Genomic DNA, 14,857 nt, shown 5'->3' with positions numbered 1-14,857 from the left:
AAGAGGACACAAAAATGCTAAGCGAATTCAAAGACTTCATTGCCCGCGGCAATGTCATGGACATGGCCGTCGGCATCATCATCGGGGCGGCCTTCACCGCCATCGTCTCGTCGATGGTGGCCGACCTGATCAACCCGATCATCGGTCTCTTCACCGGCGGGCTCGATTTCACCAACAATTATGTGGTCCTGTCGGGCGACGTTCCCGCGGGCGCTTCGCTCGAGGCGGCACGCGAGGCCGGCGCCGCCGTCTTCGCCTGGGGCGCCTTCGTCATGGCCGTGATCAACTTCCTGATCATCGCTTTCGTCGTGTTCATGCTGGTGCGCTACGTGAACAAGGTAAAGGACGCCGCCTTCAAGAAGAAGGAAGAAGCCCCCCAAGCGGCCCCCGGCCCCAACGAGATCGACCTGCTGATCGAGATCCGCGACGCCCTCAAGGCCCGGTAAGGCCACAGCCCGGAATCACCGTGTCTGGCGGGCTCTTGTGAAAGGGCTCGCCTGACGCAATTCGGCACCGCGCCGCTCCCTGCGCGAATCCCTCTGGTCATTGCGATCAACAGGCCTATGCTCCGCCGCAGAGTATCTCGTTCCAGGTTGCGGAAATGCACGACCTCATCGGGGCTAACGCCCCTGTCATCGCGCTTGTCATCCTCGCGCTCCTCTTCGTCGCCTTCACGCTTGAAAAATACCCGCCCGAAGTGACCGCCACCGGGGCGGCCGCGCTCTTCATCGTCCTGGGACTCGTGCCCACGGACGAGGTGATGGATGTCTTTTCCAGCTCCGCCCCCATCACCATCGCCGCGATGTTCGTGGTGTCGGGCGCATTGGTCCGCACCGGCGTTCTGGACGCCATCGCCGGGCTGGTCATAGGCCGCGCCAGGGACCGGCCGCTCCTGGCCATCGGCATCTTCATCTTCGCCACCATCGCCGCGTCGGCCTTCATCAACAACACGCCCGTCGTGCTTGTGCTGATCCCGGTGGTCATGCGCCTGGCCGGCAGCCTGAACATCGCCGCCACGCGCCTGCTTATTCCGCTCTCCTATGCCGCGGTGCTGGGCGGCACCTGCACGCTCATCGGCACCTCGACCAACCTGCTGGTCGACGGCGTCGCGCGCGAGGCCGGGCTGGAGCCCTTCTCGATCTTCGAAATCGCTCCGGTGGGCATCGCCGTCGCCATCGTCGGCGGTGCGGCGATGCTGCTCCTGGGGCGCTTCCTCCTGCCCGACCGCCGCTCGAACACCGAAGAGGCCGAAACATCGGAAACCGCCTTCCTGTCCGAGGTCACGGTCCTCGCGGACTCCCCCATGATCGGGATGCGCCTGTCCGAGGTCGCCGCGTTCCAGCGCAACAGCATCCGCGTCACCGGCCTGCGCCGCGGCAGCCAGATCGAGCGTCGCGACCTGGCCGAACAGGTCATCGCCCGTGGCGATGCGGTCGTCCTTCTGGCCCCCACGTCCGAGATCCTGACCTTCTCCGAAACGCCCGGCCTGCGCGTCGGCCTGCGCCGCACGGTCGAACTTGACCCCGAGGCCGATATCCGCGTCGCCGAGGCCATCGTCACCCCATCGCGCCGCAGCACCGGCGTCCGCATCGCCGATCTTGCACTGGGGCGCCGGGCCGGGATGCGTGTTCTGGGCGCGTTCCGGGCCGGGCACATTGCCGGGGCCGACCTGTCCGGCGTGCGCCTGCGCCCCGCCGACAAGCTCCTGCTCGAAGGCACCTCCGAAGGCTTCGAGGAATTGCGCAAGTCCGGCGATGTCGTCTCGGTCAGCGAACCGGGCGGGCGGGCGTTCCGCCGCAAGCAGGCCCCGGTCGCGATCCTGACGCTTCTGGGCATCGTCGGCCTTGCGGCCTTCGACATCATGCCCATCGGCATCCTCGCCCTCGTCGGCGTCGCCGCCATCCTGGTGCTGCGCTGCATCGACAGCGACGAGGCGTGGTCCTCCATCGACGGCTCGATCCTGGTGCTGATCTTCGCCATGCTGATCGTCGGCGCGGGGCTGGAACAGACCGGCGCGGTCGAGATGCTGGTCGCCGCGCTCACGCCATGGCTTGAGGGCCTGCCCCCCTTCCTGACGCTGCTGGCCATCTACGCGGTCGGCTCGATCCTGACCGAGGTGGTCACCAACAACGCCGTCGCGGTCATCTTCACGCCCATCGTCGTGGCGCTGGCCAGCCAGCTGGGCGTCGATCCCCGCGCCTTCGTCGTCGCGGTCATGTTCTCGGCCAGCGCCAGCTTCGCCACGCCGATCGGGTACCAGACCAACACGCTGGTCTATGGCGCGGGCAACTACCGCTTCACCGATTTTCTCAAGGTCGGCGTGCCGATGAACATCATCGTCGGCGTGACCGCGACACTGGCGATCAGCTTCTTCTTTCCGCTCTGACGCAACCGTCCGCCGACAACAGGAAAGGGGCCGCCCCGACGGGCAGCCCCCTTATCATTCGTGCCAAGCCTGGTCCGGGACCTCGTAGGGTGGGTGAAAACCCACGCGGGTCCTACCCCTTGACCACCATCTGCGGCGAGATCACGTCGATCCCCAGCGCCTTGCCGACGGCGAAATAGGTCAACTGTCCGGCATGGACGTTCAAGCCGTTCAGCAGATGCGGATCGTCGGCACAGGCCTGTTTCCACCCCTTGTCCGCCAGCGCCAGCATGAATGGCATCGTCGCGTTGCCCAGCGCAATCGTCGAGGTCCGCGCAACGGCGCCCGGCATGTTGGCGACGCAGTAATGCATGATCCCGTCCACCTCGTAGATCGGGTCGGCATGGGTGGTCGCCTTCGAGGTCTCGAAACATCCGCCCTGGTCGATGGCCACGTCCACCAGCACCGCACCCGGCTTCATCTCCGCGAACTGCGCGCGGCGAACCAGCTTGGGCGCCTCGGCGCCGGGGATCAGCACCGCGCCGATCACCATGTCCGCCTGGGTCAGATGCTCGGCCAGCAGGCCTTGCGAGGAATAGCCGGTGTTGAACGTCCCGCCGAACACGTCATCGAGATAGCGCAGCCGCGGCAGCGAGCGGTCCAGCACGGTCACGTCCGCGCCCATGCCGGCGGCGATCTTGGCGGCGTGCGTCCCCACGACGCCGCCACCGATCACCAGCACCTTGGCCGGGCCCACGCCGGGCACGCCGCCCATCAGCACGCCACGCCCGCCATTGGCCTTCTGCAGCGTATAGGCCCCCACCTGCGGCGCCAGCCGGCCCGCGACCTCGGACATCGGCGCCAGCAGGGGCAGCCCGCCGCGCTCGTCCGTCACCGTCTCGTAGGCAATCGCGGTACAGCCGCTCGCCATCAGATCCTTCGTTTGCTCGGGGTCGGGCGCCAGGTGCAGATAAGTGAACAGCAACTGTCCCTCGCGCAACATCTTGCGCTCTCCCGCCTGCGGCTCCTTGACCTTCACGATCATGTCGGCGGTGGCGAACACCTCTTCCGCCGTGTCGATGATCTGGGCTCCGGCGGCGACATAATCCGCATCCTCGAACCCCGCGCCCTTCCCGGCGCCGGCCTGGATGATGACCTCGTGCCCATGGGCCACCGCCTCTCCGGCGGCATTGGGGGTCATCCCCACGCGGAATTCTTGCGGTTTGATCTCTGTCGGGCAACCGATTTTCATATAGCACTCCTCTTTGGGCTATAGTGTAGAATACAGTGCCCTCGAAGAAAGGGGTTTGATATTTTGCCTGACACTGCGGTAAGTGACGGAATATTCTTCGAACGACCGCCCCGGAATGCACAGGATCTGCCCCGAATGACCCTCGACACGATGGATCGTCGCCTGCTCGGCGTGCTACAGAAACGCGGCCGCATCTCCAATGCCGACCTGGCCGAGGCGGTAAACCTGTCGCCCTCGGCCTGTCATCGCCGGGTGCAGCGGCTCGAGACCGAAGGCTACATCAAGGGCTATGTCGCCCTGCTGGATCCGCGCCGCATGGGCGTGCCCACGACCGTCTTCGTCGAGATCACGCTCACCACCCAGTCCGACGACGTGCTCGACGCGTTTGAGACCGCCATCGCCCGCATCCCCGACGTGCTGGAATGCCACCTGACGGCGGGCACCGCCGACTACCTGGTGAAACTCGCGGTCGAGGACACCGAGGATTTCGCCCGCATCCACCGCCAGTACCTCACCCGCCTGCCCGGCGTGGCCACCATGCAATCCAGTTTCGCCCTGCGCACCGTGCTGCAAACCACCGCCCTGCCGATCTGAGTCACGCCCGCCCGATTTCCTGTCGGCACTCCACATCCCACCCGACTCGTGACGCGATGCTGCACCGTGCCGGCCGAAGTGGCCGGCGCGACCCCGCGCTGATATGAAACCGCTGAAATATGAAAGGGCCCCGGTTCTCTGACCGAGGCCCCCTCCGACGCGCATGCTCCGTGAGTGACAGCGCGGCCGGAAACCCTTTCGGCACCCGTTTTACAACCAACGGGCGACTGAGTGCTATATGGGGAAAAACATGGGCTTTGGCCCGTATGGAAAACCTTACCTTTGGCTGTGACGTAGCGTCACTTTCACACGAAAAAACCCCGGTGTCGCCACCGGGGTTCTCGATTCTGCGAAACCGGCGGATTTATTCTTCCGCGGGTTCCTCTTTCTTGGCTTCCTCGCCGGTCTCCTGGTCGACGACCTTCATCGACAGGCGCACCTTGCCGCGGTCGTCAAAGCCCAGCAGCTTGACCCACACGTCCTGGCCTTCCTTCAGAACGTCCGACGGATGGTTCAGGCGGCGGTTCTCGATCTGGCTGACATGCACCAGGCCGTCGCGCTTGCCGAAGAAGTTCACGAAGGCGCCGAAGTCCACGATCTTCACGACCGTGCCCTTGTAGACCTTGCCCTCTTCCGGCTCCGCCACGATCGAATAGATCATGTCGTAGGCTTTCTGGATGGCCTCGCCGTTGGGCGACGCGATCTTGATCACGCCTTCGTCGTTGATGTCGACCTTGGCGCCCGACACCTCGACGATCTCGCGGATCACCTTGCCGCCCGACCCGATCACTTCGCGGATCTTGTCGGTCGGGATCTGCATCGTCTCGATGCGCGGCGCGTGAACCGAGAAATCACCGGCTTCCGACAGGGCCTTGCCCATCTCGCCCAGGATGTGCAACCGGCCGGCCTTCGCCTGTTCCAGTGCCTTCTCCATGATCTCCGGCGTGATGCCCGCGACCTTGATGTCCATCTGCAGCGACGTGATACCGGCTTCGGTCCCCGCCACCTTGAAGTCCATGTCGCCCAGGTGATCCTCGTCGCCCAGGATGTCGGTCAGGATGCCATAGGATCCGTCGTCTTCCAGCACCAGGCCCATGGCCACACCGGCCACCGGCGCCTTCAGCGGCACACCGGCGTCCATCATGGACAGAGAGCCGCCGCAAACCGACGCCATCGACGAAGAGCCGTTGGATTCGGTGATCTCGGACACGACCCGCACGGTGTAGGGGAAATCCGTCGCCGCCGGCAGCACCGCCTGCAGCGCGCGCCATGCCAGCTTGCCGTGACCGATCTCACGCCGTCCCGGAGGGCCCACGCGACCGGCTTCACCGACCGAATAGGGCGGGAAGTTGTAGTGCAGCAGGAAGTTCGAGCGGAAGTTGCCGTGCAGCGCGTCGATGATCTGCTCATCGTCGCCGGTGCCCAGCGTGGTCACGACCAGGCCTTGCGTCTCGCCGCGCGTGAACAGCGCCGAGCCATGCGTCCGCGGCAGCAGCCCGGTTTCGCACACGATCGGGCGCACCTCGTCCAGGCTGCGGCCGTCGATCCGCTTGCCGGACTTCACGATGTCACCGCGCAGGATCGACGCTTCCAGCTTCTTCAACGCCGAACCCAGGTTCGCATCCTCAAGCTGCTCTTCGGACAGCGACGCCTTGATCTCTTCCTTGGCGGCCGAAACGGCACTCGTGCGTTCCTGCTTGTCCTGGATCTTGTAGGCCGCGGCCAGCTTGTCTTCGCCCGCCGCCTTCACGGCCTCGTACAGGTCGCTGTAATCCGGCGGCTGGAAGTCGAACGGTTCCTTGGCGGCGTCCTCGGCCAGGTCGATGATCATGTCGATCACCGGCTGGATCTGCTCATGCGCAAAGTTCACCGCGCCCAGCATTTCCTCTTCGGTCAGCTCGTAGGCTTCCGATTCCACCATCATCACGGCACCCTTCGTGCCCGCAACCACCAGGTCGAGCCGCTGCTCGGGGTTGTTGCGCAGGTCGTGCATGTCGTCGACCTCGGGGTTCAGCACGTACTCGCCATCGGTGAACCCGACACGGCAGCCCGCGATCGGCCCCATGAAGGGCGCGCCCGAAATGGTCAGCGCGGCGCTGGCCGCGATCATCGCCACCATGTCCGGGTCGTTGACCAGGTCGTGGCTCAGCACGGTGCACATCACCAGAACTTCGTTCTTGAAACCCGGCACGAACAGCGGGCGGATCGGACGGTCGATCAGGCGCGCGGTCAGGGTTTCCTTTTCCGTGGGCCGTGCCTCACGCTTGAAAAAGCCGCCGGGCACCTTGCCCGCGGAATAGTATTTCTCCTGGTAGTGAACGGTCAGCGGAAAGAAATCCTGACCTTCACGCGGGGCTTTTGCAAAGGTCACGTTCGCCATGACCGAGGTTTCCCCGTAGGTGGCGATGACCGAGCCATCCGCCTGACGGGCAACCTTGCCCGTTTCCAGTGTCAGCGTATCCTCGCCCCACTGGATCGATTTTTTCACTTCTTTGAACATCTATCGTTTCCTAGCTGGAGGCCCTCCCGGGCGTATCCCGGGTCCTCCGTTACATTGGTGGCCCCATTGCCACCGACCCCTCCATCATCTCATGCGCCGGGGTCTAAGGCGTCACGTTTCAGATGAGTGCGCCCATACAGCAGATTTGCGTGAATTGAAAGCCGCGATGTCCCGGCCCGATCTTTCGCCGCCCGGGCCGTCAATCCTCGATCCGGCGCATCGCCCAGTTGACGCTGAAGCCATGCAGGATCGTGGACAGCAGGATGACCAGCCCGACAAGCGACCACAGCTCGCTCTCGTTCACGAAATCCACGTGGCTCATCGCGTAGCACAGGTAATAGATCGAGCCGATGCCGCGCACGCCGTAGACCGCGACGACCGCCCGGTCACGGTGCGGCATCCGCGATCCCGTCAGGCTGAGCCATCCCGAAACGGGCCGGATGATCAGGATCAGGATCAGCGCGATGCAGACCTGGCTCCAGGTCAGGTCCGCAAGAAGCATCGGCAGGACCGACCCCAACGCGATCAGCAGCAGCGCGGTCAGCGCGTGTTCGATCGATTCCGTGAAATCATGCAGCCGCCGGTGAAAACGATGGTCCTTCTCTTCGCGGCGCAGGGTCAGCCCCATCACCGCTACGGCGATGAACCCATAGCCTTCCACCAGCTCCGTCGACCCATAGCACAACAGCACGCCTGCAAGGGCCACCACCCCGGATCCGGTGTCCGCCAGCGGCGCGTTCCTCGGCACCGAAAACAGCACCAGCGCAAGCGCACGGCCGCCCGCCCATCCCGCCACGGTTCCGACGGCGATGCGATAGACCACATCCCAGACCAGCCAATCCAGCGCCCATGCGCCCGGGTTCAGGCCTTCGGCGGCCACGACCAGCCCCAGGTAGACGAACGGAAACGCCAGCCCGTCGTTCAGCCCCGCCTCGGTGGTCAGGGTAAAGCGCACCGGATGCTCCCGGCCTTCCTGCGGCGGGCCGACCTGAACATCCGCCGCCAGTACCGGGTCGGTGGGCGCGATGACCGCTCCCAGCAGGATCGCCGCGGCAACGGTCAGACCCTCCAGGCCGACGCCCAAAAGCGCCACCGCGGCGATCGTCAACGGCATGGCGATGCCCAGCATCCGCATCGTCGGACTCCACTTGCGCCAGGGGCTGATCGTGTCGATCCGCATTCCCGTGCCGAACAGCGCCACGATCACGGCCAGCTCGCTCATCCTCTCCCACACCAGCGGTGCTTCGCGCGGGTCCGGCATGAAACTCGCGGCCGGGATCACCATCGCGGCCGCGGCCCCGAACAGGATCATCAGCGGTGCAAAGACCGGCTCCGCCCGCGACACCAGCCGCGGCAACCACCGCGCACTGATGACGATCATTCCGGTCACCGCCAGCGCGATGTGATAGGTATCGAAGGCGAAAAAGGAATCCGAACTCATGGGCGCTATCGTTCCGTTGGGATCGTGACGTAAGACCGGACGTCACATAGCCCCGCAAGCCACCTCTGCAAGGCCGCCGGAGCGTCGGAACGAGGCGCGCTTCAAAGTCGTGCGCAAATGTTCAGGAAAAGCCGCCCCCGACCGTCCAGGTCAGGCAACTGGTGAAGGGAACGCGCGAGAGTCCCCCTGAGTTCGCATCGGCTCAGCCGTCCCCCCTGGAAAGCGATATCCACACCGAGTTCCGCAACCGCAGGCCGCGACGGCGGAAACCACGATGGTTAGTGCGTCGGCGTGTCCGGCAGCGATCCGAAGACCTCTTCGGCCAGAACTTCGCCCGACAGGCTCAGCCGTTTCTGCCCGCCCGGGTCTTCCTCGACCTCCAGCCAGACCTTCTCGCCATCCAGCTCGACGTAAAAGCGCCACTCGTCATGCTCGATACTCGCAATCGCGTCCTCGGGCCTCAGTTGCCACGGCGCCTTGCCAAAGAATTTCTTCACGTATCCGCCGAGCTGCCGGATATCCGCCCCCGGTTCCGCCGAAGTCTTCGCCCAGGTCACCTGTGCCGGTACTGCCATCGCATGAACTCCCTCCAGAGAGGTGAATGCTAGCACGGTTTACAATTTTGTCACGATTCGTCGGAAACGCCGCGCGGCGCCGGCCCGGCACACAGAGCCGGCGGGTCCGCCGCTCGAGTCATTTCCGGACTAGAGCACCTACCCGGTCAGGATCCCGCTCACCTTCAGTGCCCGCTGTGCGTTGCCCTCGACCTTCAGCTTGCCCGACATGTAGGCCATCACCGGGTTCTGCTCGCCCGACAGGATGTTGCGAAAGACCGCGTCGCTGGCCATCAGCACCACGTCGGCTTCCTCGTCGCCCGCCCGCGCACCCGTCTCGTCCAGCATCACGCTGCCCGCGCCCTCGATCACCAGTTTCGCCGTGCCACGAATGGCGCCCTTCGCCTTGGGGTCCAGCGTCTCGACATAGCCCCGGATCGTCTCGTTCATCGGAAAATGCGCCTTTCAAGGATGCTGCGCAGATCTCTCCATGCCGGACACGCGCCGGTCAACGAGAACCTTGCGTCACCAGCGGCCCAGCGCGTCCTCGTCTTCGTCCTTGGCATCCACCCAATCGGCCCCGTCGCGCGTCACTTCCTTCTTCCAGAACGGCGCGCGCGACTTCAGGTAATCCATCAGGAACTCCGCCGCCTGGAACGCATCGGCCCGGTGCGGCGAGGACGTGGCGACCATCATGATCATCTCGTCGGGCTTCAGCGCGCCATGGCGGTGAATCACCAGCACATCCCCCAGGTTCCAGCGCGTCCGCGCCTCCTCGGCGATCCCGGCCAGGGCCTTTTCGGTCATGCCGGGGTAATGCTCGATCTGCATCGCCTCCAGCCCCGGGGCAATGTCCCGCACGATCCCGGTGAAGCTCACGACAGCGCCCATGCCGCTTTGCCGCGCGGCGAACGCATTCACCTCTTCGCCCAGATCGAACGCCGTGTCCTGCACCCGGATATCCAAGGCCTCAGCCTCCCGTCATCGGCGGAAAGAACGCCACCTCGCGCACGCCCGCCAGCGGCGCATCGAAATCCGCCAGTTCCTGGTCCACCGCCACGCGCAGCGCGTCCAGATCGGCAAAGGCCGCCTCGTAGCGCGCCTCCCGCGCCCGCAACTCCTCGACCAGCTCGCGCACCGTCGCGGCGCCGGTGTCCACCGTGTCCCTGGGGCGCCCGATCCGTTCCCGCACCCACGCGAAATACAACACGTCCATCGCTCAATCCCTCAGATACGGCGTCGCCTTGCGGAAATAGTCAAAGCCGGTGATCAGCGTCAGCGCGGCCGCGATCCACAACAGCCACAGCCCCGCATGCGACGCGATCACCATGCCCTGGAACTTCCAGCGCAGGCCCATCAGGTCCTCTTCGCGGCCTGCCAGCACATCGGCCACCAGCGCCTCGTCCATGCCCATGCTGGACATGCCGAAATAATGCTCGAAAACGCCCTGCGCGAACAGCACCGCGATGGCCACCATCTGCAACGTGGTCTTCCACTTGGCCAGCTTGGTCACCTTCAGCGTCCCCGCCGTGTCGCCCAGGTATTCCCGCAGGCCCGACACGAACACTTCGCGAAACAGGATCATCGTCGCCGGCAGCACCAGCCACGGCGACATCGACGAATAGCCCAAAATCACCGCCAGCGCGATCACCACCATCGCCTTGTCGGCAATCGGGTCCAGCATCGTGCCCAGCTTGGTGGTCTGCTTCCACAACCGCGCCAGATAGCCGTCGAACCAGTCGGTCACCGCCGCGCTCACGAACAGCACCAGCGCGAACCAATCCGCCCAGGGCCGGTGGAAATACAGAAACATCACCGCCACGGCCGGCGCCGCCAGCAGCCTCAGCACGGTCAACACGTTGGGAATGTTCCACGTCATGCGTTTGTATCTAGTGCGAACCGCCCCCGTCCGAAAGCCCCGAATCCCACAACCCGGCACCGTGCTTTTTCTTGCGGCAAATACTCCGGGGAGCGCGAGGGGCTGGCCCCTCGCATATAACCTGTAGCGCGAGGGGCTGGCCCCTCGCTTCCCGCCTGCCCCTCAGCCCTTCTCGTGGAAGTGGTCATAGACCTTCTGCGCCAGCGCCGCCGAGACGCCCTCGACCGCCTTCAGATCGGCCAGGTTCGCCCGGCTCACCGCCTTCGCGGACCCGAAATGCGCCAGGAGCGCGCGCTTGCGCGCCGCGCCGACCCCCGCGATTTCATCCAGCGGCGAGGCACTCACCGCCTTGGTGCGCTTGGCCCGGTGCGTGCCGATGGCGAACCTGTGCGCCTCGTCGCGCAGCCGCTGGATGAAATACAGCACCGGATCGTTGTGCCGCAGCGCCATCGGCCGCTTGCCCATCCGGTGGAACTCTTCCTTGCCGGCATCCCGGTCCAGCCCCTTGGCCACGCCCACCATCGGCAGGTCGCGCACGCCCATCCCCTGCATGATCGAATGCACCGCGCTGACCTGCCCCTGCCCGCCGTCGATCAGCAGCAAGTCCGGCCACAGCCCCTTGTCGCGGTCCGGGTCCTCCTTGATCAGCCGCTTCAGCCGCCGTGTCAGGACCTCCTTCATCATCCCGAAATCGTCCCCGGGTGTCAGCTCGTCGCCCCGGATGTTGAACTTGCGGTACTGGTTCTTCATCAGCCCCTCGGGCCCCGCCACGATCATCGCGCCCACCGCGTGCGCGCCCTGGATGTGGCTGTTGTCATAGACCTCGATCCGCTCCGGCGGGGCCGGCAGGTCGAACGCCTCCGCCACGCCTTTCAGCAGCTTGGCCTGCGTCGCGCTCTCGCTCATCTTCCGCGCCAGGCTCTCGCGCGCATTGCGCAACGCCGCCTCGACCAGCTCCGCCTTCTCGCCCCGCTGCGGCACCAGCAACTCCACCTTGCGCCCCAGCTTGCCGCTCAGCGCCTCGGCCATAAGGTCGGGGTTTTCGATCTCGTGGCTCAGGATGATCTGCCGCGCGGGGTCCTTGGTGTCATAGAACTGCCCCAGGAACGCCTCCAGCACCTCGGCCTCGGCCACGTCCGCGCCGACGCGCGGATAGAAATCCTTGTTCCCCCAGTTCTGCCCCGCGCGGATGAAGAACACCTGCACGCAGGCCTGTCCCTTCTCCAGGTGCAGCGCCACCAGATCCGCCTCGCCCACAGTGCGCGGGTTGATCCCCTGCGCCGTCTGCACCTGGGTCAGCGCCTTGATCCGGTCGCGCAACGCCGCGGCGCGCTCGAACTCCATCGCGTCGCTGGCCTCCTGCATGTCGGCGGCCAGCTTCTCCTGTATCTCCGTCGACCGCCCCGACAGGTAGCGCTGCGCGTCCTTCACCTGCGCCGCATACTCCGCCTTGCCGATATACCCCACGCAAGGCGCGGTGCAGCGCTTGATCTGGTATTGCAGGCAGGGCCGCGTGCGGCTCTCGAACTGCGTGTCGCTGCAATTGCGCAGCTGGAACACCCGCTGCAACTGCCCCAGCGTCCGGTTCACCGCCCCCGCGCTGGCAAAGGGCCCGTAATACTGCCCCTTCTCCTTCTTGGCGCCGCGATGCTTCTTGATCATCGGAAAGTCGTGGCCCGTCACCAGGATGTTCGGGAACGACTTGTCGTCGCGCAACAGCACGTTGTAGCGCGGCTTCAGCTGCTTGATCAGGTTCTGTTCCAGCAGCAGCGCCTCGGTCTCGGTCGCCGTGGTCAGGAACATCATCGACGCGGTTTCCGCGATCATCCGCGCGATCCGCGGCGTATGCCCCGTGGGCCGCGAATAGCTCGACACCCGCGCCTTCAGGTTCCGCGCCTTGCCGACATACAGAACCTGGGACTGCGCCCCCAGCATACGATAGACCCCGGGCGAACCGTCCAGGGTCTTGAGGTAGGACTGGATCACCTTGTGCCCGGTCTCCGGGGCGGCATCGCCGTCCGAGTCGCTGTTGGTGTTGTTAATCATTCGTTAACGTTTTGATTCTGCCCGTGGGCTGCAATGATTAGCACACACGCCGCAATAGGAAACATCTCCACGGATCGTGTGGATAACTCTGCGGACAAGTTTCGGTTACCGGGATTTTTTCGTTGTTTTCAGCCTGCTTCGTTAGATTGCCCAAAAATTAAGCACAAACTTAACTTCTTGATTTCAAATGATTAAAAATCCGTGGTATCCCAAATATATGAAAACATTAAAAATTTTGTAACGCTTAGGTAACGCCCCCATGACCCATGAACAAGTTGACCCGACGTCTATACATCAACCCCCAGAACATCCGGCGTCTGCCATGCCAGATGCTGCCCGCCATCGACACAGATCAGCTGCCCGGTGACCGCCTTCGCCTCCAGGAAATACCCCAGCGCGGCGGTGATATCCTCGGGGTTCACGCCCCGCTTCAGAATCGTCCGCGCCCGCTGGTCAAAGAACTGCTCTTCGCTCTGCTCGGTGCTTTTCAGCGTCGGCCCCGGCCCGATCCCGTTCACCCGCACGCGCGGGGCCAGCGCCTGCGCCGCCGTGCGCGTCATCGTCCAAAGCCCCGACTTGGCAATCGTGTAGCTGGCGAAATTCGGCGTCAGCTTGCGCACCCGCTGGTCGATCATGTTCACCACCAGCCCCTGCGCCACCGGCTCGCCGTTGGCGTCCTTGATCGGGTCCGGCACCTGCGCCGCCAATCCTTGCGTCAGCGCGAAGGGCGCGCGCAGGTTCGACTCCATGTGCCGGTCCCAGCTTTGCCGGGTCGCCGTCTGATATGTCTCGTCCTCGAAGATCGACGCGTTGTTCACCAGAACATGCACCGGCCCGCCCAGCCGCGCGGCCGCCTCGGGCACCAGCGCCTGCACCGCGCCCTCGTCCAGCAGGTCCGCCTGCACCGTGACGGCCCTTTGCCCCTTGGCCTCGATATCGCCCGCCGTTTCTGCCGCGGCATCGGACGACCCGCCGTAATGCACCGCCACGTCATAGCCGCGCGCCGCCAGGTAAAGCGCCATCGCCCGCCCAAGGCGCTTGCCGCCCCCGGTCACAAGGGCGCGGCGGGTGTCGGTGTCTTCGGTCATCCAGGGGCTCCGTTCAGCTCAACACGACCAACACATAGATCACGTAGAGAACGGTCAAGGCGATGCCCCACAGCCGGGTGATATCCCGGCCCAGGAACACGAACGGGATCAGCAGCAGCGACGCGCCCAGCATCACCCACAGGTCGAATTCCAGGAACTCCGGGTCCACCGGGATGGTCCCGACAAAGGACGTGATGCCGATGATGGCCAGCAGGTTGAACATGTTCGACCCGATGACATTGCCCAGCGCCACGTCGGCCTGCTTGCGCAGCGCCGCCATCACCGTCGTCGCCAGCTCCGGCAGCGACGTGCCCAGCGCCACCAGCGTCAGGCCGATCACCGCGTCGCTGACGCCGAACTCCCGCGCGATGATCGACGCGTTGTCCACCAACAGGTCCGCACCCAGCGGCAGCCCCACAAGGCCCAGCGCCAGGAAGACGAAGATCTGCCACCACGGCATGTCGGGGTCCGCGCCCTCGACCTCGTCCTCGTCGTCCGCTTCCGCACTCCGGCACGCGCGCCGGTGGTTGCGCGCATCGCGAAACGCATCCGCCAGCACCAGCCCGAGACAGGCCAGAAGGACCACGCCCGCCAGCATGTCGAACGCCCCCCGGAACGCCAGCCCGATGAACACCACCGTTGCCCCGATCATGAAGAGGTAGGTCTTGCGCGTGTTGCACCCCGAGGTGTGCAGCACCGACAACAGCGCCGGCACCCCCAGCACCAGCAGGATGTTCGCCGTGTTCGACCCGATCACGTTGCCCAGCGCCAGCCCCGGCTTGTTCTCCAGCACCGCGTTGACCGAGATCAGCAATTCGGGCGCCGAGGTCCCGAAGGCCACGATCGTCAGGCTGACGATCAGCGCGGGAATGCCCACGCGCAGGCTCAGGTTCACCGCGCCCTTCACCAGCGCATCCCCGGCCAGAAGCAGGATCAGCAGCCCCAGCCCCGACATCAGCCATGGCCACATCAGGATTTGCCCTCCCGGCACTGGCACGGCCCCTTGCCGATGCGGAACCGCCTGCAATGCGGGCACCGGGCCGATTCCAGCTTCTTCTGTCCGGGAAAGCGCAGGCGTCCGAACATCGCCAGCACGGCGATGAAGGCCAGGAATATGAGGGCGATCTTGCTCAGCACG

The 14,857-nt window shown here is 65.1% G+C and carries 15 protein-coding genes; 3 read left to right on the top strand and 12 right to left on the bottom strand.

Features of this window, described 5'->3' with window-relative positions; all coding sequences use genetic code 11:
• Positions 1-14: 14 nt before the first annotated feature.
• The gene (gene mscL, locus KUV49_RS05655) at positions 15-446 is read left to right on the top strand and encodes a large conductance mechanosensitive channel protein MscL (RefSeq protein WP_222451999.1); all 432 of its coding nucleotides are present in this window, start codon (positions 15-17) and stop codon (positions 444-446) included.
• A 155-nt stretch (positions 447-601) separates the two neighbouring features.
• Positions 602-2,386, top strand: coding sequence for an SLC13 family permease (locus KUV49_RS05650; RefSeq protein ID WP_222451998.1), 1,785 nt, complete (start codon positions 602-604; stop codon positions 2,384-2,386).
• 112 nt (positions 2,387-2,498) lie between these two features.
• Here KUV49_RS05650 and ald read toward each other — a convergent pair whose 3' ends face one another.
• Positions 2,499-3,617, bottom strand: coding sequence for an alanine dehydrogenase (gene ald, locus KUV49_RS05645; RefSeq protein ID WP_222451997.1), 1,119 nt, complete (start codon positions 3,615-3,617; stop codon positions 2,499-2,501).
• A gap of 135 nt (positions 3,618-3,752) precedes the next feature.
• On the opposite strand from ald, the gene KUV49_RS05640 reads away from it, so the two are divergent.
• Positions 3,753-4,211, top strand: a complete 459-nt coding sequence (locus KUV49_RS05640) for an Lrp/AsnC family transcriptional regulator (protein WP_222451996.1) — start codon at positions 3,753-3,755, stop codon at positions 4,209-4,211.
• 364 nt (positions 4,212-4,575) lie between these two features.
• Here the strand turns inward: KUV49_RS05640 and pnp are convergent, their stop codons facing one another.
• From pnp to KUV49_RS05585, 11 genes are all read right to left on the bottom strand, one after another.
• Complete coding sequence (pnp, locus tag KUV49_RS05635) at positions 4,576-6,711, bottom strand: polyribonucleotide nucleotidyltransferase (protein WP_222451995.1); 2,136 nt, start codon at positions 6,709-6,711, stop codon at positions 4,576-4,578.
• Between the two features lie 199 nt (positions 6,712-6,910).
• A complete protein-coding gene (locus KUV49_RS05630; RefSeq protein WP_222451994.1) occupies positions 6,911-8,152 on the bottom strand; it encodes a cation:proton antiporter in 1,242 nt (413 codons plus the stop codon).
• A 278-nt stretch (positions 8,153-8,430) separates the two neighbouring features.
• Complete coding sequence (locus KUV49_RS05625) at positions 8,431-8,727, bottom strand: hypothetical protein (RefSeq protein ID WP_222451993.1); 297 nt, start codon at positions 8,725-8,727, stop codon at positions 8,431-8,433.
• A 138-nt stretch (positions 8,728-8,865) separates the two neighbouring features.
• Positions 8,866-9,156, bottom strand: a complete 291-nt coding sequence (locus tag KUV49_RS05620) for an SCP2 sterol-binding domain-containing protein (protein ID WP_222451992.1) — start codon at positions 9,154-9,156, stop codon at positions 8,866-8,868.
• 75 nt (positions 9,157-9,231) lie between these two features.
• Entirely contained in the window at positions 9,232-9,672 is a 441-nt protein-coding gene (locus KUV49_RS05615; RefSeq protein WP_222451991.1) for a molybdenum cofactor biosynthesis protein MoaE, read from the bottom strand.
• Positions 9,673-9,676: 4 nt separating this feature from the next.
• A complete protein-coding gene (gene moaD, locus KUV49_RS05610; RefSeq protein ID WP_222451990.1) occupies positions 9,677-9,922 on the bottom strand; it encodes a molybdopterin converting factor subunit 1 in 246 nt (81 codons plus the stop codon).
• Positions 9,923-9,925: 3 nt separating this feature from the next.
• Complete coding sequence (gene pgsA / locus KUV49_RS05605) at positions 9,926-10,585, bottom strand: CDP-diacylglycerol--glycerol-3-phosphate 3-phosphatidyltransferase (RefSeq protein ID WP_222451989.1); 660 nt, start codon at positions 10,583-10,585, stop codon at positions 9,926-9,928.
• A 162-nt stretch (positions 10,586-10,747) separates the two neighbouring features.
• Entirely contained in the window at positions 10,748-12,631 is a 1,884-nt protein-coding gene (gene uvrC, locus KUV49_RS05600) for an excinuclease ABC subunit UvrC (protein ID WP_222451988.1), read from the bottom strand.
• A gap of 287 nt (positions 12,632-12,918) precedes the next feature.
• Positions 12,919-13,719 (bottom strand): SDR family oxidoreductase, encoded by an 801-nt coding sequence (locus tag KUV49_RS05595; protein WP_222451987.1) that lies wholly within the window; start codon positions 13,717-13,719, stop codon positions 12,919-12,921.
• A gap of 13 nt (positions 13,720-13,732) precedes the next feature.
• Positions 13,733-14,689 carry a calcium/sodium antiporter gene (locus KUV49_RS05590; RefSeq protein ID WP_222451986.1) on the bottom strand — a complete coding sequence of 319 codons (957 nt, stop codon included), beginning with the start codon at positions 14,687-14,689 and terminating at the stop codon, positions 13,733-13,735.
• Positions 14,689-14,856: a hypothetical protein gene (locus KUV49_RS05585; protein ID WP_172978171.1), complete on the bottom strand. Its 168-nt coding sequence runs from the start codon at positions 14,854-14,856 to the stop codon at positions 14,689-14,691. The genes KUV49_RS05590 and KUV49_RS05585 overlap by 1 nt, the downstream gene beginning before the upstream one ends.
• Between the last annotated feature and the right edge of the window lies 1 nt (position 14,857).

The organism is Roseovarius atlanticus (assembly GCF_019802205.1).
Lineage (GTDB): Bacteria > Pseudomonadota > Alphaproteobacteria > Rhodobacterales > Rhodobacteraceae > Roseovarius > Roseovarius atlanticus_A.
This window is presented reverse-complemented; position numbering and strand designations above follow the sequence as displayed.

Excerpts from the sequence above, each read along its gene's own strand:
- pgsA (WP_222451989.1), bottom strand. The coding sequence starts at position 10,585 with ATGACGTGGAACATTCCCAACGTGTTGACCGTGCTGAGGCTGCTGGCG.
- pnp (WP_222451995.1), bottom strand. The coding sequence starts at position 6,711 with ATGTTCAAAGAAGTGAAAAAATCGATCCAGTGGGGCGAGGATACGCTG.
- KUV49_RS05630 (WP_222451994.1), bottom strand. The coding sequence starts at position 8,152 with ATGAGTTCGGATTCCTTTTTCGCCTTCGATACCTATCACATCGCGCTG.
- KUV49_RS05625 (WP_222451993.1), bottom strand. The coding sequence starts at position 8,727 with ATGGCAGTACCGGCACAGGTGACCTGGGCGAAGACTTCGGCGGAACCG.
- mscL (WP_222451999.1), top strand. The coding sequence starts at position 15 with ATGCTAAGCGAATTCAAAGACTTCATTGCCCGCGGCAATGTCATGGAC.
- KUV49_RS05595 (WP_222451987.1), bottom strand. The coding sequence starts at position 13,719 with ATGACCGAAGACACCGACACCCGCCGCGCCCTTGTGACCGGGGGCGGC.
- moaD (WP_222451990.1), bottom strand. The coding sequence starts at position 9,922 with ATGGACGTGTTGTATTTCGCGTGGGTGCGGGAACGGATCGGGCGCCCC.
- KUV49_RS05620 (WP_222451992.1), bottom strand. The coding sequence starts at position 9,156 with ATGAACGAGACGATCCGGGGCTATGTCGAGACGCTGGACCCCAAGGCG.
- uvrC (WP_222451988.1), bottom strand. The coding sequence starts at position 12,631 with ATGATTAACAACACCAACAGCGACTCGGACGGCGATGCCGCCCCGGAG.
- KUV49_RS05640 (WP_222451996.1), top strand. The coding sequence starts at position 3,753 with ATGACCCTCGACACGATGGATCGTCGCCTGCTCGGCGTGCTACAGAAA.
- KUV49_RS05650 (WP_222451998.1), top strand. The coding sequence starts at position 602 with ATGCACGACCTCATCGGGGCTAACGCCCCTGTCATCGCGCTTGTCATC.
- ald (WP_222451997.1), bottom strand. The coding sequence starts at position 3,617 with ATGAAAATCGGTTGCCCGACAGAGATCAAACCGCAAGAATTCCGCGTG.
- KUV49_RS05590 (WP_222451986.1), bottom strand. The coding sequence starts at position 14,689 with ATGTGGCCATGGCTGATGTCGGGGCTGGGGCTGCTGATCCTGCTTCTG.